At 68.1% G+C, this 19,626-nt stretch carries 18 protein-coding genes; 8 read left to right on the forward strand and 10 right to left on the reverse strand.

Annotated elements, in window-relative coordinates; translation table 11 throughout:
* Positions 1–38: 38 nt before the first annotated feature.
* Complete coding sequence (locus F3I16_RS03445; RefSeq protein WP_160492338.1) at positions 39–617, forward strand: lysophospholipid acyltransferase family protein; 579 nt, start codon at positions 39–41, stop codon at positions 615–617.
* Positions 618–700: 83 nt separating this feature from the next.
* Entirely contained in the window at positions 701–1,039 is a 339-nt protein-coding gene (locus F3I16_RS03450; RefSeq protein WP_160076967.1) for a multidrug transporter, read from the forward strand.
* A gap of 58 nt (positions 1,040–1,097) precedes the next feature.
* Here the strand turns inward: F3I16_RS03450 and ggt are convergent, their stop codons facing one another.
* From ggt to F3I16_RS03480, 6 genes are all read right to left on the reverse strand, one after another.
* On the reverse strand, positions 1,098–2,768 hold the full coding sequence (ggt, locus tag F3I16_RS03455) for a gamma-glutamyltransferase (RefSeq protein WP_160492339.1): 1,671 nt from the start codon (positions 2,766–2,768) through the stop codon (positions 1,098–1,100).
* A 71-nt stretch (positions 2,769–2,839) separates the two neighbouring features.
* On the reverse strand, positions 2,840–3,091 hold the full coding sequence (locus tag F3I16_RS03460) for a YfhL family 4Fe-4S dicluster ferredoxin (protein ID WP_160076963.1): 252 nt from the start codon (positions 3,089–3,091) through the stop codon (positions 2,840–2,842).
* A gap of 114 nt (positions 3,092–3,205) precedes the next feature.
* On the reverse strand, positions 3,206–3,685 hold the full coding sequence (coaD, locus tag F3I16_RS03465; protein ID WP_160076961.1) for a pantetheine-phosphate adenylyltransferase: 480 nt from the start codon (positions 3,683–3,685) through the stop codon (positions 3,206–3,208).
* A gap of 164 nt (positions 3,686–3,849) precedes the next feature.
* Positions 3,850–5,442, reverse strand: coding sequence for a GMC family oxidoreductase (locus tag F3I16_RS03470; RefSeq protein ID WP_160492340.1), 1,593 nt, complete (start codon positions 5,440–5,442; stop codon positions 3,850–3,852).
* 175 nt (positions 5,443–5,617) lie between these two features.
* A complete protein-coding gene (locus F3I16_RS03475; protein WP_160492341.1) occupies positions 5,618–6,169 on the reverse strand; it encodes a twin-arginine translocation pathway signal protein in 552 nt (183 codons plus the stop codon).
* 21 nt (positions 6,170–6,190) lie between these two features.
* Positions 6,191–7,621 carry a coniferyl aldehyde dehydrogenase gene (locus F3I16_RS03480; protein WP_160492342.1) on the reverse strand — a complete coding sequence of 477 codons (1,431 nt, stop codon included), beginning with the start codon at positions 7,619–7,621 and terminating at the stop codon, positions 6,191–6,193.
* Between the two features lie 146 nt (positions 7,622–7,767).
* Here F3I16_RS03480 and F3I16_RS03485 point away from each other — a divergent pair, with 146 nt between their 5' ends.
* From F3I16_RS03485 to F3I16_RS03505, 5 genes are all read left to right on the forward strand, one after another.
* The gene (locus tag F3I16_RS03485; RefSeq protein ID WP_160492343.1) at positions 7,768–8,442 is read left to right on the forward strand and encodes a TetR/AcrR family transcriptional regulator; all 675 of its coding nucleotides are present in this window, start codon (positions 7,768–7,770) and stop codon (positions 8,440–8,442) included.
* An 81-nt stretch (positions 8,443–8,523) separates the two neighbouring features.
* Positions 8,524–9,918, forward strand: coding sequence for a diguanylate cyclase domain-containing protein (locus F3I16_RS03490; protein ID WP_160492344.1), 1,395 nt, complete (start codon positions 8,524–8,526; stop codon positions 9,916–9,918).
* 3 nt (positions 9,919–9,921) lie between these two features.
* A complete protein-coding gene (locus F3I16_RS03495) occupies positions 9,922–11,250 on the forward strand; it encodes a glycosyltransferase family 2 protein (protein ID WP_160492345.1) in 1,329 nt (442 codons plus the stop codon).
* Position 11,251: 1 nt separating this feature from the next.
* The gene (locus tag F3I16_RS03500) at positions 11,252–13,306 is read left to right on the forward strand and encodes a TolC family protein (RefSeq protein ID WP_160492346.1); all 2,055 of its coding nucleotides are present in this window, start codon (positions 11,252–11,254) and stop codon (positions 13,304–13,306) included.
* Between the two features lie 8 nt (positions 13,307–13,314).
* Positions 13,315–14,349, forward strand: coding sequence for an HlyD family secretion protein (locus tag F3I16_RS03505; protein WP_160492347.1), 1,035 nt, complete (start codon positions 13,315–13,317; stop codon positions 14,347–14,349).
* 79 nt (positions 14,350–14,428) lie between these two features.
* On the opposite strand, the gene F3I16_RS03510 is transcribed toward F3I16_RS03505, so the two are convergent.
* Positions 14,429–15,421 (reverse strand): hydrolase, encoded by a 993-nt coding sequence (locus F3I16_RS03510; RefSeq protein ID WP_160492348.1) that lies wholly within the window; start codon positions 15,419–15,421, stop codon positions 14,429–14,431.
* 207 nt (positions 15,422–15,628) lie between these two features.
* Here F3I16_RS03510 and F3I16_RS03515 point away from each other — a divergent pair, with 207 nt between their 5' ends.
* On the forward strand, positions 15,629–16,033 hold the full coding sequence (locus F3I16_RS03515) for a ribonucleotide reductase subunit alpha (RefSeq protein WP_160488259.1): 405 nt from the start codon (positions 15,629–15,631) through the stop codon (positions 16,031–16,033).
* A gap of 43 nt (positions 16,034–16,076) precedes the next feature.
* On the opposite strand, the gene rsmD is transcribed toward F3I16_RS03515, so the two are convergent.
* Genes rsmD through F3I16_RS03530 form a run of 3 tightly spaced genes read right to left on the reverse strand, consistent with a single transcriptional unit; the run spans position 16,077 to position 19,518 of the window.
* A complete protein-coding gene (gene rsmD, locus F3I16_RS03520) occupies positions 16,077–16,679 on the reverse strand; it encodes a 16S rRNA (guanine(966)-N(2))-methyltransferase RsmD (RefSeq protein ID WP_160492349.1) in 603 nt (200 codons plus the stop codon).
* Entirely contained in the window at positions 16,679–18,154 is a 1,476-nt protein-coding gene (locus tag F3I16_RS03525) for a pitrilysin family protein (protein WP_160492350.1), read from the reverse strand. The genes rsmD and F3I16_RS03525 overlap by 1 nt, the downstream gene beginning before the upstream one ends.
* The gene (locus F3I16_RS03530) at positions 18,151–19,518 is read right to left on the reverse strand and encodes a pitrilysin family protein (RefSeq protein ID WP_160492351.1); all 1,368 of its coding nucleotides are present in this window, start codon (positions 19,516–19,518) and stop codon (positions 18,151–18,153) included. Before F3I16_RS03530 ends, F3I16_RS03525 begins: the two co-directional genes overlap by 4 nt.
* Between the last annotated feature and the right edge of the window lie 108 nt (positions 19,519–19,626).

Raw genomic sequence — 19,626 nt, forward strand, 5'->3', positions numbered from 1 at the left:
AATAAGAACAAGAGCAAGAACAAGCAGTGGGAACAACGATGTCGGGCAATTATCTACCGGCCAATCCATTCGCGGAGTGGCTGGGGCGTAGCGTGCTGAAACTGATGGGCTGGCGCATCGAGGGGCAGATGCCGGCGCTGGACCAGTTCGTGGTGATCGGCGCCCACCACACCTCGAACTGGGACTTCGTGATCTTCATCGCGGTGAAGTTCGTCCTGCGCCTGAATGCGCGCTGGTTCGGCAAGCACAGCATCTTCATCTGGCCCTTCGCCGGCCTGCTGAAGGCCTGGGGCGGCATCCCGATCCACCGTCATCTGCGCCTGAACGTGGTCGACCAGGCGATCCAGGCGTTCCACAGCCACGAGCAGTTCATCCTGGTGCTGTCGCCGGAGGGCACGCGCAAGAAGGTCGAGCGCTGGCGCATGGGCTTCTACCATATCGCCCGCGGCGCCGGCGTGCCCATAGTTCCCGGAGCCCTGGACTACCGCAACCGGCGCGTGGTGATCGGCCCGCCGTTCCAGCCCACCGGCGATGCCGACGCCGACATCCGGACGTTGCTGGCGTTTTTCCGGCCCTACGAGCCGAAAAAGCCGGAGAATGCATTCCACGGCGATTGACGGCGTTCACGCTGACATTTGCTCAAGCGCTGTTATAGTTACCGGCATCGTTCGGCATAACTACATAATGAAGGACCGCAATCATGAATCTGTTTCGCACCTGCGCCGCGGTGTTGGCTCTGACCACTGGCCTGCTGGCTCTGCCGGCCCAGGCGGAAGTGACTCAGCAGAACAGCAGCGGGGATCCGACATACACCGTCGAAACGCCCAAGGGCTATGCCATGGCCGGTGACCTGATCATCGCCCGTCCGTTGCTGATCGCGGCCACGGTGATCGGTGCGGGCCTGTTCGTGATCAGCCTGCCGTTCACCGCGGCGGGCGGCAATATCGGCGAAGCCGGCAAGGCGCTGGTGGTCGAGCCGGGCGCGGCGGCCTTCGTGCGTTGCCTGGGCTGCACCGAGGTCGGCTACAAGAAGGACTGAGTCCTGCGTGGCGACAAGAAAAGCCGGTCGAATGACCGGCTTTTTCGTGTGCGCCGGATTATTTCCACAGCTGCGCCTGGCCGATGCCGCGCGGGTCGCTGGCGGCTTCGACCCGGCCGTCGGCCTTGTGCCAGCGCAGCACCTGCTGGTTGCCGTAGCGGCGCTCCAGCTTCTGCAGGCGGTAGCCGCGCATTTCCAGGGTGTGTACCTGGCCGGCGCTGAAGGCGCCCGGCTCATGCTCGAGCACATCCGGCTGGAACTGGTGGTGATAGCGCGGACTGGCCGGCCACTGCTGGATCGGCTTGCCGTCGAGGTAGTCGAGAATGGCCAGCAGCACCATGCTCGGGATGCGGCTGCCGCCCGGGGTGCCGAAGCTGGCCAGCTCCTCGGGGCTTTCGATAAAGGTCGGGCTCATGCTCGACAGCGGGCGCTTGCCGGCGGCGATGGCATTGGCCTGGCTGCCGCCGAGGCCGTAGGCATTGCTGCCCTGCGGGTCGGCGGCGAAGTCGTCCATCTCGTTGTTCAGCAGCACGCCGGTGCCCGGTACGGTGAAGGCCGCGCCAAACGGCAGGTTGATCGACAGGGTCGCCGCCACCGCATTGCCGGCGCGATCCAGCACGGTGAAGTGGCTGGTGTGGTCGCCTTCGCGCCAGGCCGGCGCGGGCGGCAGGCTGCTGCTGGCGGTGGCGTTCTGCAGGTGGATGCCCTTGGCCAGCTGGTGCAGGTAATTCCGGGCGAGCAGTTTGCCCAGCGGGTTGCGCATCTGGTCTGGGTCGCCGAGCAGGCCGCGGTCGCGATAGGCGCGGCGCAGCACTTCCACCACGTAGTGGCTGCGCTGCAGGGTGCCGGCCTTGCGCCAGGGCAGTTGCTGCAGCATGCCCAGGCTCTGCGCCAGGGCCACGCCGCCGGCCGATGGCGGCGGCGCTGTGATCAGCTCGCGGTTGTCGGCCAGCGCATAGCGCAGCGGCTGGCGTTCGACCACCTTGTAGCTGGCCAGATCGCGGGGGCTCCAGATGCCGCCGGCCGCCTTCACCCCGGCGATCAGCCGGCGCGCGGTATCGCCGGCGTAGAAGCCGGCATGGCCGCCCTCGGCCAGGCGTTCCAGGGTGCGCGCCAGTTCCGGCTGGCGCAGCAGGCCGTACTCGGCGGGAATGCGCCCCTGTTCGAGAAAGATTCGCGCGCTTTCCTCGTCGGCCAGCAGGGCCTGCAGGCGCCATTCGGCGCGTTCGCGATAGACCCGGTCGATGCCCACGCCATCGCGCGCCAGGCGAATGGCCGGGGCCAGCGAGTCGCTCAGCGGCAGCTGGCCGTAGCGTTCGGCCAGCACCACCAGCGCCGCCGGCAGGCCGGGGATGGCGGCGGCCAGGGCGCCGTTCAGCGACAGCTCGCGCTGCACCTGGCCGTTGCGCCGGTAGAGATCGGGGTGAGCGGCCAATGGGGCGCGCTCGCGGGCATCGAGGAAGCGATAGCTCGGCTGTTCGCCGGCCTGGCGCAGGAGGAAGAAGCCGCCGCCGCCGAGCCCCGAACCGTAAGGTTCGACCACGGCCAGGGCGGCGCTGATGGCGACGGCCGCATCGAAGGCGTTGCCGCCATGGGCCAGGGTTTCCAGGCCGGCGACGGTGGCGGCGGGGTGGGCGGTGGCGACGGCGGCCTGCTCGGGGGCGGTGACGGCCTGGACGCCGAGCGCCCAGGCCAGTAGCAGGCAGGTGAGAAAGGCTTTGTTGAGCATGCGAGTGATCGTCGAGCGGCCGCTGTGGACGACAAGCCTAGCGGAGTTGCGCCCGCTTGGGGCGCGGGCGATCAGGCCTTGCCGGTGATGATCCGGTACTTGTGCATCAGTTCGTCCTTGCTCTCGACGTTATTCTCGTCGAGGGGGATGCAATCCACCGGGCAAACCTGCTGGCACTGCGGCTCGTCATAGTGGCCGACGCATTCGGTGCACAGGTTGGGATCGATCACGTAGATCTCCTCGCCCTGGGAAATGGCGCCGTTCGGGCATTCGGGTTCGCAGACATCGCAGTTGATGCAGTCGTCGGTGATTTTCAGGGACATGGAACAACTCCTGCCGGGCCGCTGGCCACGACATTTACAGACATCGAGAGATGGAATTGTGCCGGATTGGCGAGGCGGGCGCCATGCGCGGCAATGCCGCGCAGGGTCTTCGGCTCACTGCTTGAAGCGTGCGGTCAGGGCGTCGGCCACAGCCGGGTGGACGAATTTGCTGATATCGCCGCCGAGAGCGGCGATTTCCCGGACCAGGGTCGAGGAAATGAAGGAGTATTTTTCCGACGGAGTGAGGAACAGGCTTTCCACGTCCGGGGCCAGCTGGCGGTTCATGTTGGCCAGCTGGAACTCGTACTCGAAGTCGGAGACCGCGCGCAGGCCGCGCAGGAACACGTTGGCGCCCTGTTCCTTGGCGAAGTGCGCGAGCAGGGTGGAGAAGCCGACGACCTCGACGTTGGGCAGGTGCTTGGTGACTTCGCGGGCCAGTTCGACCCGTTGCTCCAGGGGGAACAGCGGGTTCTTCTTCGGGCTGGCGGCCACGGCGATGATCACGCTGTCGAACAGGCGTGCGGCTCGCTCCACCAGGTCGCCATGGCCCTTGGTGATGGGGTCGAAGGTGCCTGGGTACAACACTCGATTCATCGCAACGTCCTATTCGGAGCGGTTAGGGTGCGCGGATGGTAGCGCAGCGGGGCCGTCAGGGCCAAGCCAGCCGGCCTGGCGGGGTGTGGCGCGGGTTGCCCGCAGGTGCCGGGCGAGCGCCGGCAACCGGCAGGCCAGGGCGCTGCCGGCTGCCGCGAGCGGACTCAGGCCTTGAGGCGTTCAGCCAGCAAGGTGGCGAGCTTGGCGGTAAGGCCGTAGATCGACAGCTGCGGGTTGGCGCCGATGCTGGTGGGGAACAGCGAGCCGTCGTGGATCGACAGGTTCTCCAACTGGTGATGCCGGCCCAGGCTGTCGGTGACCGCCATGCGCGGGTCTTCACCCATGGCGCAGCCGCCCATCACGTGGGCACTGCCCAGGCGGGTACGGAACAGCGCCAGGTCCAGGCGGTCGATCAGGGCCTTGGCTTCGCCCAGGCTGTTCACATAGTCGGCATCGGCGTGCAGCGGCAACACGGCCTTGGCGCCGGCGGCGAACTGGATCTCGGCCATGCTGTGGAAGGCCCGGCGGACGCCGTCCCAGGTGTAGTCGGTCATGCGGTAGTCGAGCACCGGGGTGCCATCGCTGCGCAGCTCCACCGTGCCTTCGGCGCTGTCCGGGTGGAAGCCGTCGCGCATCAGCGCCAGCATCACGTTGGTGTGCGGCAGTTGCTCCATGCGCAGGGCGTTGTCGACGCCGAAGCGGCCGAGCAGGGTGGCAGTAATCGCCGGCTGCAGGGGGGGTACTTCGAGCTTGTAGGACATCTGCCCGGTGGCGCCGTCCGTCCACTGGAAGTGGTCTGAATACACCGATTGCGGAGCGCCGTAGAAGGGGTTGATGACCTGTTCGAACTGCGCCGCAGAGAAGTTCACCACGTGCAGGAAGGTGCGCTTGCCTGCACGCTCATGCGGGTCCGGCGCCTGTGAGCGCAGCAGCAGGGCCGGGGTGTTGATGCCGCCGCCGGCCAGCACATAGTGGCGCGCTTTGACCATGATGCGCCGGCCATTGGGCGCCACGCTGCGTGCATCCATGCCCAGGCACTCCAGGCCGGCGACGTGCTCGCCGTCCAGCAGCAGGCGTTCGGCTCGGGCCAGGTAAAGCAGGCTGCCGCCCTTGTCCAGGGTGGCCGGGATGGTAGTGACCAGCATCGACTGTTTGGCGTTGGTCGGGCAGCCCATGCCGCAATAGCCGAGGTTCCAGCAGCCGCGCACATTGCGCGGGATGATTTTCCAGCCGTAGCCGAGCTTGTCGCAGCCGGCGCTGATCACAGCGTTGTTGGCGTTCGGCTGCATGGCCCAGGGCGCGACGCCCAGGCGCTGCTCCATCTGTGCGAACCAGGGCGCCATCTCTGCGGCACTATGGCCCTTGACGTCGTGCGCCTCGGCCCAGTGCTGCAGGGTCGGCTCCGGGGTGCGGAAGCTGGAAGTCCAGTTGACCAGGGTGGTGCCGCCCACCGCGCGGCCCTGCATGATGGTGATGGCGCCGTCCTTGCTCATGCGGCCGATGCCTTCCTGGTACAGCTGCGGGTAGGCGTCGGCTTCCTGCATCTTGAAGTCGCTGCTGGTCTTCAGCGGGCCTTCCTCGATCAGCAGCACCTTGAGCCCGGCGGCGCTGAGGATTTCGGCCGTGGTGCCGCCGCCCGCGCCGCTGCCGACGATGGCCACGTCGGCTTCCAGCAGCAGGTCTTTTTCCAGGCGCGAGCCGTCGTAGGTGACCCAGCCTTTGGCCAGGCCTTCACGAAAAATGTCGGGTACGGGCATGTCGATTCTCTTGTTATAGGGCGTGCGACGGCTTAGAACCTGTTTACGATCTTTTGGACTAGAGCCAGACAAGGCAAAAACAGCCGAGGAAGCGGAGTTTACGAGCTGTAAATGAGCATTCCGAGGCTGTTTTTAACGCCGTATGGCCGACGGCCAGGAGATTGTAAGCAGGTTCTTACAGAGCGTACTGCGGCGGGCCGGGATAGCCGCAGTGCCCCCAGGACTCGGCGCGCGAATACCAGGCCATCTGCACCAGTTGCAGCAGCGAGGCGTGGCCCATGCGCAGCAGGTCCAGCGAGCTGTTCTGCCAGCGCTCGAGGAAGGTGCGGATGTCGGAGGCACTGGCGTTTTCCCAGCTGCCCCAGATGCCGGTCAGCGGGCCGCGGGTCACGGCCATGGCCTGTACGTCGAACAGCTGTACGGTCAGCTTGAGCAGTTCCGGCGACAGGTAGCTGAGGTTGTGGTCGATGCTTTGCAGGGTGCCTTCGACGGCGGCCGGCATGCCATCGGCGGGTACCGCGCCCTCCAGCACCACCGGAATCAGGGCGCGCAGGAACGGCATGTCGCTCAGGCGCAGTACCTGGAAGCCACTGGCCGGCACGCTGGCCGAGCAGCCGCTGAGGGTGGCGCTGACGCCGACCGTGGCGAGGAAGGCCGTGCCGAACAGGCCGACCTTGAGCAGGCCGCGGCGCGACAGCTGCGGTGCGGCGAGGGAGGTGTCGTTCATTGTTGTTTTCACCCCTATGGCTTAGCGCACGAACAGTTTGTTGATCAGCTTCTGGATGCCGGTGCCATAGGGCGGGTAGATGAACTTGGCGGCGTTGAAACGCTGCTTGATGAACACGCCCTTGGCCTTGCTGAAGGTGAGGAAGCCTTCGTGGCCGTGGTAGTGGCCCATGCCGGAGGGACCGATGCCGCCGAACGGCATGTCGTCCTGGGCCACGTGCAGCAGGGTGTCGTTGAGGCACACGCCGCCGGAGTGGGTTTCGTGCAGCACGCGCTGCTGCTCGGCCTTGTCGTAGCCGAAGTAGTACAGCGCCAGCGGGCGCGGACGATCGTTGACGTAGGCGAAGGCGTCCTCAATGCGCTGGTACGGCACGATCGGCAGCAGCGGGCCGAAGATCTCGTCCTGCATCAGCTTCATGTCGTCGCTGACATTCAGTACCAGGCTGTGGCTCATGCGCCGGTCCTGGTCGTCGCCGAGCAGCGGGATGATCTGCGCGCCCTTGCTTTCGGCATCGCTGACATAGCCCTTGAGGCGGCTCAGCTGACGCTCGTTGATGATCGCGGTGTAGTCCGGGTTGTTCGCCAGCGTCGGGTAGAAGCGCTGCACCACGCTGCGGTAGGCGGCGATGAAGCCTTCCACGCGCTCCTGCGGCACCAGCACGTAGTCCGGGGCCACGCAGGTCTGCCCGGCGTTCATGGTCTTGCCGAAGGCGATGCGCTCGGCGGCGTCCTGCAGCGGCACGTCGGCACTGACGATGGCCGGCGACTTGCCGCCCAGCTCCAGGGTCACCGGCACCAGGTTGTCGGCGGCGGCGCGCATCACGTGCCTGCCGATGCTGGTGGCGCCGGTGAACAGCAGGTGGTCGAAGGGCAGGCGGGAGAAGGCCTGGCCGACCTCGGCCTCGCCCAGCACCACGCTGACCATGTCCTCGGGGAAGACCTTGGCCAGCAGCTCCTTGACCAGTTGCGAGGTGGCCGGGGTCGACTCGCTCATCTTGATCATCACCCGGTTGCCGGCGGCCAGCGCGCCGATCAACGGGCCGAAGGCCAGGTACAGCGGGTAGTTCCACGGCACTATCACGCCGACCACGCCCAGCGGCTGGTAGACCACCTTGGCGCTGGCCGGCTGGAAGGCCACGCCGACGCTACGCCGCGACGGCTTCATCCATTTGCCCAGGCGTTTGCTGGCGTAGTCGATGCCGTGCAGGCTGGGCATGATCTCGGCCAGCAGGGTTTCGTTGGCCGCGCGGTTGCTGAAGTCACTGGAGACCGCCTCGATCAGCGCCTGCTGCTGGTCGATGAGCATCGCGCGCAGGGCCTTGAGCCAGGCGCGGCGCTGCTCGGCGGCGGGCATCGGATTGGCGCGGAAGGCTGCGCGCTGGGCGGCGAGCAGCGGCTCCAGCTGGTTGATCTGCTGCTGGTTCTGCTGCAGGTGGGCGATGTCGGCGACCATGGCGCGAAGTCCTCGGGAGGCGGAATGAAACGGCGAGAGTTATTTCTAGAGTAATTGCTCTAAACTGTCAAACCGTTAATCAGGCAGTCGTCAGCGCAGGTGCTTTGCCTGTACGTTTGCCACTTCGCCAACCTTCGAGCCGCAGCATGGCCCCGAAAAACAAAACCCGCGAGCGCATCGTCGAAGCCAGCCTGGAGCTGTTCAACGCCCTGGGCGAGCGCAGCGTGACCACCAACCACCTGGCCGCCCACCTGGGCATGTCCCCCGGCAACCTGTACTACCACTTCCGCAACAAGCAGGCGATCATCGCCGAGCTGTTCGCCCAGTACGAAAGCCGCGTCGACAGCTTCCTGCGCCTGCCGCCGGGGCGGGTGCTGACGGTGGACGACAAGACCTTCTACCTCGAGGCCCTGCTGGCCTCGATGTGGCATTACCGCTTCCTCCATCGCGACCTCGAACACCTGCTGGAGGCCGACCCGCAGCTGGCCGAGCGTTACCGCGCCTTCGCCCAGCGCTGCATGGTCCAGGCCCAGGGCATCTACCAGGGCTTCGTCGATGCCGGCATCCTGCAGATGGCGCCGGCCCAGGTCGAGGCGCTGACCCTCAACAGCTGGATCATCATGACCTCCTGGGTGCGCTTCCTCTGCACCACCTACGGCAGCCACGGCGACCTCAGCCAGGACCTGCTGCGTCGCGGCATCTACCAGGTGCTGGCGCTGGAGGGCGGCTATGCCAGCGCGCAGGCGCGGCCGGCGATCGAGGCTCTGCAGCAGCGGCTGTTCGTGCCGCTGGACGGCCGTTTTGACGGAGCTGCCGGCTGACCCGGGTCATGCCTTCACCTATCGAATAATGTGATACTACGCACATTCCGGGGTTAATCCTCGATCCGTCATGGGATGTGCATGTCCGATACCTTGCCCCGTGTTGCCATCCTCCGCTGGGAGCCGCAGGCACAGTCGAGCAGCGCCGTGGCCGTGTTTGCCAGCGTCGAGGCCCTGCTGGCGCAGCCACCGTTCGATGTGCTGCTGCTCGACCTGCCCAGCGCCGATGCCGGGCAGGCCTTGCGCCGCCTGCGCCGTGCCGAGGCCTATCAGTTCAGCCTGATCTACTGCACCCAGGAGCCCGATGCCTGGGGCCAGGCCCTGGGCGACGGCAAGGCGCCGCCCAACCTGGCGCTGCTGGAGCCGCTGTGGCGCCTGTGGCGCGAGCGGCTGGCACTGTTCAACCGCGGGCGTGCGCCCGAGCGCCTGGAGAGCCGCGTGCTGGCCTGGCTGTGGTTGCGCCCCAAGGCGCAGCTGCGTGCCCTGGGCGACGCCGCCTGTGCCCAGCACTACCACTACCCCCTGGTCGAGGCACTGGCCGGCGACGAAGGCTTTAATGCCCACGGCTGGCTGCAGCTGATGCTGCAGAAGGACTGGCTGGAGGCCGCCGAACTGCTGGACCGGGTGCGCCTGTGTGGCGGCTGCGGCTCCGGCCGCCTGAACTACGTGGACGTCTGTCCGGAATGCCACGCCCTGGATATCGTCCGCCAGCCGTCCCTGCACTGCTTCACCTGCGGCCACGTCGGCGCCCAGGAGGAGTTCCTCAAGGATGGTGTGCTGATCTGCCCGAACTGCTACAGCCGCCTGCGGCATATCGGCAGCGACTACGACCGGCCGCTGGAGAACTATCGCTGCCGCGCCTGCCAGGCCTTCTTCGTCGATTCGGCGGTGGATGCGCGCTGCCTCGATTGCGGCATGGTGCACAGCCCCGATCGCCTGCGGGTGCGCGAGGTGCGGCATTACCAGCTCTCGGAAAGCGGGCGCCTGCGCTGTCGTCAGGGCCTGGAAGGCAGCAGCGCGGCGGACGCCTATTTCCAGCGCCTGAACCTGACGGGCGAGGCGGGCTTCCATGAGCTGCTCGGCTGGATGCTGGCGCTGGTCAGGCGCTATGGCGAGCCCGGCTTCTCCCTGCTGGGCCTGCGCGTGGACAACCTCGACCAGATGTTCGCCGAGCTGGGCGAGATGCGCGGCCATGCGCTGATCGATGCGCTGGTCGAACGGGTCCAGCAGATCATCCGCGATACCGACCGCTGTACCCGCAGCAGCGAGGATGTGCTGTGGATGCTCCTGCCGCGCACCCCGGCGGCCGGCCTGCAGCGCCTGCAGGAGCGTCTGCTGGAGGGCGCGCAGCGGGTACAGAACGATGCGCAGCAGCAGATCAACCTGCGCATGGTCGGCTTCACCGCCCCGGAGGACGTGCAGGCCGAGGAGGATGCGCCGCTGCTGCTGGCGCGCCTGGCCACGGGATTGAACTGAACCATGGATTTCCTCGGGCAACTGGTCGATCTGCTTACCGCGTTGAGTGCGCCGGACGGTCTGTCACGGCTGTTCCTCATGCTGTTCCCGTTCTTCCTGCTGTTCGAGCTGCCGCTCAATCTGCTGGTGATGCTCGGCGTGCTGCGCTGGTTCGCCCGCCAGCGCAGCAAGGTGCCGTATAACTCGCTGTACCGGCCGCGGGTGTCCTGCATCATCACCTGCTACAGCGAAGGCATGGATGTGCAGAAGACCCTGCTCAGCCTGTGCGAGCAGACCTACCCGGGGTCCATCGAGATCGTGCCGGTGGTCGACGGCGCGGCGGCCAACCAGGAAACCCTGGAGGCGGTGCGCAGCTTCAGGCTCGACCCCCGGCTCTACCCGCGCCGCCACCTGCGGCCGATCGCCAAGTGGCAGCGCGGCGGCCGGGTGTCTTCGCTGAACGCCGGGCTGGCGCTGTGTTCGGGGGAGATCATCCTGGTGCATGACGGCGATACCTCCTTCGACAACAACATGGTCAGCGCCATGGTGCGGCATTTCGAGGACCCCAATGTGCCGGCGGTGGCCGGCAGCCTGCGCGTGCGCAACGTCTGGGCCTCGCTGACCACGGCGGTGCAGGCCCTGGAGTACCTGCTGTCGATCCACATGGCGAAGATCGGCCTCAGCGAATGGAACCTGGTCAACAACGTCTCCGGCGCGTTCGGCGCGTTCCGCCGCAGCTTCATCGAGCGCGCCGGCGGCTGGGACACCCACACCGCCGAAGACCTGGACATCACCCTGCGCATCAAGAGCTACTTCGGCCGCTACCGGAACCTGCGCATTCCCTTCGAGCCGGAAGCCATCGGCCATACCGACGCGCCGGTGACCTTTCGCCAGTTCCTCATGCAGCGCCTGCGCTGGGACGGCGACCTGCTGTTCCTCTATGTGCGCAAGCACCCGGCCAGCATCACGCCGCGCCTGATGGGCTGGAGCAACTTCATCATGACCCTGGTCAGCGGCTTCTTCTTCCAGCTGGTGCTGCCCTTCATCATCCTCGGCTACAGCCTGTTCGCCCTGCTGGTGCTGCCCTGGGAGACCCTGGCCCTGCTGGGCACCCTGGTCTACCTGCTGTACCTGCTGATCACCCTGCTGCTCTACCTGTGCATGCTGGGGCTGATTTCCGAACGGCCCCGGGACGACCTGCGCCTGGCGGTGCTGGTGCCGATCTTCCCGCTGTTCATGTTCGTCATGCGCTGCTGGAGTGCGGTGGCCATGCTCAACGAGCTGCTGCGTCGCGGCCATGAGGAAACCAGCATGGCGCCCTGGTGGGTCATCAAGAAGGCAACGAGGTTCTGAGATGCGGCGTGTCTGGCTGATGATTCTGCTCTGGCTGAGCCTGCCCCTGGCGGCGCAGCCCCTGCCCCTGGCGCAACTGCTGGAACGCCTCGAGGAAGGTCCGGCGCTGCAGCAGGCCGCGCAGCAGTTGCAGGCGGCGCAGGCCGAACAGGCGCTGCGCGAGGCCGAGCAGGGCTGGAGCCTGTTCGGCAGCGCCAGCAGCGGCGACTACCGCGACCTCGATACCGTCGGCGGGGCGGAAACCTACGACGATTACGTCGGCCAGGACTACCAGCTCGGCCTGCGCTACCCGCTGCTGGGCAGCCTCAAGCGCCAGGTCGAGGCGGTCAACCGCAGCCGCTCGGCGGTGCAGCAGCAACAGCTGCAGCTGGCCCTGCAGCAGGCCGAGCAACGCCTGCTGCTGCGCGGTGCCTATGCCGACTGGTGGGCGGCGCAGGCCGTGCACCAGTGGTGCGGGCAGCTGCAGGCGGTGGCCGGCGCCGCGCAGGCCAGCCTGGAGGCGCGCTGGCGGGCCGGCTGGCTGCGCACCTCGGCGGCGCAGGCCAACCGCAATGCCTGGCGGGTCCTGCAGCGCCAGTGCAGCGACAGCGCCGCGCAGCAGGCCGAGGCCCAGGCCATGCTCGCGCTGCTGGTGCCCGTGCCTGCCGCGGCCAGCGCCCAGGCCGACGCACTGGCCAGCCAGCCGCAGGGGCTGCAGGCCTGGCGCAGTGCGCTGACCCGTCATCCGCGCCTGAGCCAGCGCGAGCAGGCCCTGCAGCTGGCCGAAGCGCAGCGCGACAGCCGCTGGTACGACAGCGTCGACTCCAGCTTCAGCCTGGCCCAGTCACTGCAGGATCGTAACGACTACCGGCGCAATGGCGATGGCCTGGTCGCCAGCCTGGCCTTTGCCATGCCCTTCGACCTGCTCGGTGCCGACCAGGCCCGCCAGCGCCTGGGCGAGGCCAACTACCGCGCGGCGCAGCAGGCCCTGGCCGCCGAGCGCCAGCAGTTGCAGTTCAGCGTACTCAAGGGCCTGCGCGCCTACCGGCAAAGCCTCGATGCGCTGCAGGCCAGCCTGGAGCGGGTGCCCCAGGCCGAGCAGCTGTGGCATGAGCGCCAGGCGCGGCGCAGCGTCGATGGCGAGGAAGGGCTGCTGGCCCTGCTCGAGGCGCAACGTGGCTATCAGGCGGCGCTGCTCGGGCGGATCCATGCTTGGCATGCCGCCTGGCTGCGGGAGGCCGAGTTGCGCCTGCTGCTGGACGATCAGGCCGAGCTCGGCCAGCTGCTGGGCGGCGCGCTTCTGCACTGGCCGCAGCAGGGCAGTGCCGCGGCGGCCTGGAGCCAGGGCGTGTATATCTGGGACAGCCGCGCCCTGCTCGATCCGCAGCGGCGCGCGGCCGAACTGCAGCGCCTGCAACGCAGCGGCATGCGCCAGCTGTATGTCGGCCTGACGGCGGCCCAGGTGCGCGCCGAGGGCGACACCGAGCCGGTGCTGGCGGCACTGTTGCAGGCCGCCGAGCCGCTGGGGCTGCAGGTCAGCCTGCTGCTCGGCGAGCCGAGCTGGATCACCGCGCAGGGCCGGCCCGAGCTGCTGCGCCTGCTGCAGCGTTACCGCCAGCTGCCGTTTGCCGGCCTGCACCTGGACCTGGAAGTCGAGCAGCTGGGCTGGCCGGTGCCGCCCGAGCGCCTGCAGCAGTGGCTGGACACCCTGGCTGCGGTAGCCCGGCACAGCCCCTGGCCGCTGGCGATTTCCAGCCATCCACGCTGGTTCGACGCGCCGGCTGCCGATGCGCCCTGCGTCCCCTGTGGCCTGGAGCAGGTCGAGCAGATCAGCCTGATGATCTACCAGCGTGACCCGCAGCGCAGCGCCGAGGCGGCCAGGGCCATCGCCGCCCGCTGGCCGCGGCTGCGCTTTCGCCTGGCGCAGAGCGTCGAACAGGAGCTGCCAGGCAGCCTGAGCTGGAAAGGCGCCAGCGCCGCGCAACTGCAAACCCAGGTGGCGGCCTGGCAGCCCGAGCTGTCAGCCGCCGGGCTTGCCGGCATCGACTGGCAGGACTGGCAGGACTACCCGCACTAGGAACTTCCATGAAGATTCGCTTTACCGGTGACAAGGAACGCAATCCCACCCAGGAGGCCGGCCTCAAGGTGCTCTATGCGCCGGGCAAGCGCATGGCCTTCCGCCTGCGCTGGTACCTGATCCTGCTGCTGATCAGCAGCCCGCTGCTGTGGTTCTTCGGCCAGCTGGGCGTCGGCTACCTGCGGGTCGAGGCGCCGGCGCAGATCCAGATGCCGGTGGTCGAACTGCGCGCCCGCGAGGCCGGCACGGTGGCCGAGCTGCCGGTCAAGGCCGGCGATCATGTGCAGCGCGGCCAGCTGCTGCTGCGTCTGGACAACCCCGAGTGGCGCCTGCGCATCCAGCAGCTGCAGCCCGGCACGGTGCCGGCCGTCGCCTCGGCGTCGAGCCAGGCGCTGCAGTTGCAGCAGCGCGCCATCGATCTGGCCCGCCAGCGGGTCGGCCAGGTCCAGGCGTTGCTGGCCCAGGGCGCGGCCACCCGTGGCGAGCTGCTGGCGGCCCAGACCGAGCTGAATGGCCAGCAGCAGGCCTTGCTCGATCTTGAGGCGCGCCAGCGCACCCAGCGCAGCCAGGCCGAGGGTGATCCGCTGCAGCTGCTGCGCGAGGAGCGCGAGCGGCAGTGGCTGCAGTCGCGCCTGGACGGTTTGCAGTTCAGCGCCGGCGAGGACGGCCGGGTCGCCGAGGTGCTGGTCGGCAGCGGCGAGAATGTCGGCCCCGGCACCCTGCTGATGCGCCTGGAGCGCTCCGCCGAGCCCTTGCTGCTGATCTACCTGGAGCCGCGCTACGCCGCCTATGCCGAGCCGGGGCACAGCCTGGAGGTGCGCATGCCGGATGGCAGCTGGCAGGCCGCGCGCGTGCTGCAGGCGGCCGACAGCGCGCGGCGCCTGCCGGCGGGCATGCAGAAGCCGTTTACCGTCAGCCAGATGGGCCTGCTGGTGCCGGCCGAGTTCGACCGGCCGCTGCCGCCGCTGTGGCGGGTCGACCAGCTGCCGCTGAAGGTGCGTTTCCCCCATGACTGGTCGCGGTTCGTCGGGCTCGACGACTGAGCCGCGGATCGGCGGTTCGAGTCGGGGAGGGCGGCTCCTGCAGCGCGGTGCTGCTTGTGCCGCGCTGTCGCGGTGCGTCTCAGCCAGGCGGGTTGAGCCCGTGCAGCCACTGTGGAATGCGCCGCTCCAGGTAGTAGTCCGGTTGCGCCGGCGAGCCGCCGATGAAGCCGACGTGGCCGCCGCGGGCGTGCAGTTCCAGGCGGGTGCTGGCCGACAGCTCGTGGGCCCGGGGCACGCTGTGGCGAAACACGAAGGGGTCGTCGCCGGCCTGGATGATCAGGGCGGGCGTGCGGATCTGCTCCAGGTAGAAGCGGCTGGATGCGCGCCGGTAGTAGTCGGCGGCGTCGGCATAGCCGTGCAGCGGTGCGGTGAAGCGGCCGTCGAAGTCCCAGAAGGTGCGCATGCCGTGCAGCGGGCCCAGGCGCTCCAGGGTGGCCAGGCGTTCGTGCTGGCCTTCCTGGCTGAAGCGTTGCTGCTTGTCGCGCACATAGGCGACCAGCGCGCGCATAAAGTGCGCCTGGTAGACCTTGGAAAAGCCCTGGTCGATGCGCTCGGCACAGTGGTCCAGGCGAAACGGCACCGAGACCGCCACCGCCGCCTGCAGGCCGGAGTCCTCGCCGCTCTCGCCCAGGTACTTGAGCAGCACATTGCCGCCCAGCGAATAGCCCACCGCATGCAGCGGCGCCTGCGGGCGCCGGGCCTGCAGGTGGCGGACCACCCGCGCCAGGTCTTCACTGACGCCCGAGTGATAGCCGCGCGGCAGCAGGTTGGGTTCGCCCGAGCAGCCGCGCCAGTTCAGCGCCACGCTGGCCCAGCCGCGGGCGGCGAGCTGCTGCTGCAGGCCGAGCACGTAGTGCGAGCTGGACGAGCCGGTCAGCCCATGCAGCACCAGCACCAGCGGCGCGCTGGCCGGGTGCGGGTCGTGCCAGTCGAGGTCGAGAAAGTCGCCGTCTTCCAGCCACAGGCGTTCGCGCGTGCGCTCGAGTTGCGGCGCGCTGCGGCACAGCGAGCCCCACAGGGTCTGCAGGTGCGGATTGCGCAGCCACCAGGCGGCGTGGAAGGAGTTGGGCATGACGGGCTCTACAACAACAGGGCTTATGGATTCAGGCTAGAACCTGGGCGCGCTAAAGAGAAGGACTATGCATGGATTGAATGCAGCGCTCTGGCACTCGCTCAGGCACTGCGTCTATGTCTTAAGAGATATGGTCAAGTCGCCGGCAGTGGTTACAGTGCAGGTTGTGCTCTCGCTCAACTTTTTTGCCCTCAGGAATGCCATGCGATGAATATCACCCAGTTTGCCGATTTGCTCAGTGCTGCCCGGGGGCAGGCGGAACCCCAGCGTCTGCTGTTCGTGTTCGTCGCCGCGCAATTGCCGGATGACGCCACGGAGGCGGAGCGCCAGCGTTTTCAGGAGGGCCAGGGAGGTTCGCTGCAGCCGGTGCTGTGCGTCGACAAGCTGCCGGAGGAAATCGACGATTTCGCCGCCCTGCTGGGCGAGTCCGGGCGTACCGGCATCGCCTGGGATCTGCTGTTTGCCGCGGGCCTGTCCGGGCGTGGCGGCATCGCGCCGAGCGCCGACGAGGCCGAGCAGCCGCTGAAGATGATGGTGGGGGCCATCGAGAGCGGCAGCATCGGCAACTTCCTTGCCTTCGACCGGGACGGCCAGGCGGTCGCCTTCTACTGAGGATTACGAACAGATCGCTGGCCTGCTGCGGCCTTCTATTTTTTCACAGCCCCTGAGCGGCGCCGCGCTGCCACAGCGCGTAATACACCTGGCCGGCCTTCTGTTCGCGGTGCAGGCGCCAGTTGCCGGGCAGGGCCAGGGTCGAGGGCGCCGCTTCGCTTTCGGTGTAGATCCAGGCGTCCCTGGCCAGCCAGCCTTTGCCTTCGAGCAGGGCGCAGGCCGGCTCCAGCAGGTCCTGGCCGAACGGCGGGTCGAGGAAGACCAGGTCGTAGGGCGTCGCCGGCTGGGCTTCCAGGTACTGCAGGGCGTTGGTCTGCAGCAGCTGGCCGTTCGTGCATTTCAGCGTGGCCAGGGTCTGGCGCAGGCTGGCGATGGCGCTGTGGTTGCTGTCCAGGGCCAGGGCACTGCTGGCGCCGCGCGACAGGGCCTCCAGATACAGCGCGCCGCTGCCGGTGAAGCAGTCCAGCACCTGGGCGCCGGCGACATAGGGCGCCAGCCAGTTGAACAGCGTCTCGCGCACCCGGTTCGGGGTCGGGCGCAGGCCGTGGGCCATGGGGAAGCTGAACTGGCGGCTGCGCCACTCGCCGCCGATGATGCGCAGTTGGCCGCTGGCGGCCGGTTCGGGTTTCTTGCTGGGCTTGCGCATCAGTGCTCCGGGATGCCGGCGGGTTGCGCGGCAGGTTTGTCGGTGGGGGGCGGCAGGTCTTTCTGCGCCACGCTCGGGCCGGCGGTGACGATGACCAGGGCCTGCGGGTCGAGGTGCTTGGCCATGGCAGTCTTCACTTGCTCGACGCTGAGGCTCTGCACCTGGGCTATATAGTCTTCCAGGTAGGTCAGCGGCAGGTCGTAGAAACCCATGGCGCCGAGCTGGCCGACGATGTCGGCGTTGCTTGCGGTGGACAGCGGGAAGCTGCCGGCCATTTCGCGCTTGGCGTCGTCCAGCTCCTTCTGCGTCGGGCCGCTGGCCAGGTAGTCGGCGAGGAGGTCCTGCACCAGCTTGAGGGTGCCGGCGCTCAGCTCGGCGCGGGTCTGCAGGTTGACCATGAACGGCCCGCGCGCCTGCATGGCGCTGAAGCCGGAATACACGCCGTAGGTCAGCCCGCGCTTCTCGCGCACTTCTTCCATCAGCCGGGTACCGAAGCCGCCGCCACCGAGGATCTGGTTGCCCAGGGTCAGGGCGGCGTAGTCCGGGTTGCGCCGGTCGATGCCGAGCTGGGCGAGCAGCAGGTGGGTCTGCTGCGAGGGGAACTCGATGTGGCTGAGGCCGGGCTTGGGCGCTTGCGGTTGCTCGATCTTGGCCAGCGCCGGGCCCTTGGGCAGGGCGGCGGAGACCTCGCCGGCGATGGTTTCGGCTTCGCCGCGGGAGAGGTCGCCGACCAGTGCGATCACCACGTTGCCGGCGGCGTAGGCCCGCTGGTGGAAGGCGCGCAGCTGGGCGGTGCTGATGCCCGGGACGGACTGCTCGGTGCCTTCGCTGGGGTGGGCGTAGGGGTGGCTGCCATACAGGCGCTCGAACAGCTGGATGCTGGCCAGCTTGCCCGGGTTCTGCTTCTGGTACTCGAAACCGGCCAGCAGCTGGTTCTTGATCCGCGCCAGGGAGTCTTCGGGGAAGCTCGGCTGGCCAAGCACCTGTTCGAACAGTTCGAGCGCCGGCTCGCGTTGCGACGGGGCGCTGAGGCTGCGCAGGCTGGCAATGGCCATGTCGCGGAAGGCGCCGTTGCCGAACTCGGCGCCCAGGCTCTCGAAACCTTCGGCGATGGCGGTGACGTCCTTGCCCGGCACGCCCTCGTTGAGCATGCCGTTGGTCAGCGCGGCCAGGCCGGGTACGCCGTTGTCCTGGCTGCTGCCGGCGGCGAAGGTCAGGCGCAGGTCGAACATCGGCAGCTGGCGCGCCTCGACGAACAGCACCTTGGCGCCTTCGGCGGTCTGCCAGGTCTGGATATCCAGGTTCCGCCGGCTGAGGGCCTGGCCATTGAGGCCGGCCAGGGATTGCAGCTGGGCGCTTTCGGTTGCCGGCGCGGGCGCCTGGGCGGTGCGGCTGGCAATGAAGGTCAGCAGGCCGACCAGCAACAGGGTGACGAGGCCGACGATGGCGTAACGCGTGCCGTTGCGCTCACTCATGGCTGGGCTCCTTCAATGGCGGCTTGCTCGGGCAGTACATGGGCCACGCTCAGGCGGCTGCGGGTGAAGTAGGTTTGCGCGGCCTTCTGGATATCGGCGGCGGTCACCGCTTCCAGGGCGGCGAGGTCCTGGTCCATCAGGGTCCAGGACAGGCCGACGGTTTCCAGCTCGCCGATGGTGGTGGCCTGGCTGGTGATCGAGTCGCGCTCGTAGACCAGGCCGGCGATCACCTGGGCACGCACCCGTTGCAGTTCCTCGGCGCTCGGCGGGTTGTGCTTGAGGTCGTCGAGCTGGCGCCACAGGCCGTCTTCCACCTGCTCCAGGGTCTTGCCCTTCTGCACGTTGGGGGTGGCGCTGAGGATGAACAGGCTGTCGCCACGGGCGAAGGCGTCGTACCAGGACGAGGCGCCGGACACCAGTTCCTCGCCGCGCTCCAGGCGGGTCGGCAGGCGGCCGCTGTAGCCGCCGTCGAGCAGGGCGCTGATCAGGCGCAGGGCGTGCACCTCGCGCACGTCCGCGGCAGTAGCCATGCCGGGCACGTTGAACGCGTAGAGCAGGCTCGGCAGTTGGGTCTTCACGTGCAGCTTGAGGCGTCGCTCGCCGGGTTCGGCCAGCTCGCGCGGGGCCTTGGCCGCCGGCACGGGGCGCTGGGGGATGGCGCCGAAATAGCGTTCGGCCAGCTGTTGCACCTCGTCCTTGCCGACATCGCCGACCACCACCAGGGTGGCGTTGTTCGGCACGTACCAAGTCTGGTACCAGGCGCGCAGCTCCTCGACGCTCATGTGCTCGAGGTCGGCCATCCAGCCGATGGTCGGCGTGTGGTAGCCGCTGGCGGGGTAGGCCATGGCCTTGAAGCGCTCGTAGGCCAGGGCGCTGGGCTTGTCGTCGGTACGCAGGCGGCGCTCTTCCTTGATCACCTCGATCTCGCGGGCGAACTCGTCGGCGGGCAGCTTGAGGCTGGCCAGGCGGTCGGCCTCCAGCTCGAAGGCCACGGCCAGGCGATCACGCGACAGCACCTGGTAGTAGGCGGTGTAGTCGTCGCTGGTGAAGGCGTTTTCCTCGGCGCCGAGCTCGCGCAGGATGCGCGAGGCCTCGCCGGGGCCGAGCTTGCGGCTGCCCTTGAACATCATGTGTTCGAGGGCGTGGGACAGGCCGGTCTGCCCGGGCGTCTCGTAGCTGGAGCCGACCTTGTACCAGAGCTGGGAGACCACCACGGGGGCGCGGTGGTCCTCGCGGACGATGACCTTGAGGCCGTTGGTCAGTGTGAACTCGTGGGTCGGTTGGCTTTCGGCGGCGTGCAGGGCCGGTGGCGCGCACAAAACAGTCAATAGCAGGCCGGCGCAGCGGCGGGCGAGTCGATTCATTGATTTGGGACCTGTCGGACAGCCCGGGCGGTCGTACCGCCGGCGGGCGAAGAGGTGCTAGGATACCCCATCCTTTTCCGGGGCGGCGCAGCGGCTGTTGCAGCCTGT

It is taken from the genome of Pseudomonas sp. L-22-4S-12, from assembly GCF_009799935.1.
Taxonomy (GTDB): domain Bacteria; phylum Pseudomonadota; class Gammaproteobacteria; order Pseudomonadales; family Pseudomonadaceae; genus Aquipseudomonas.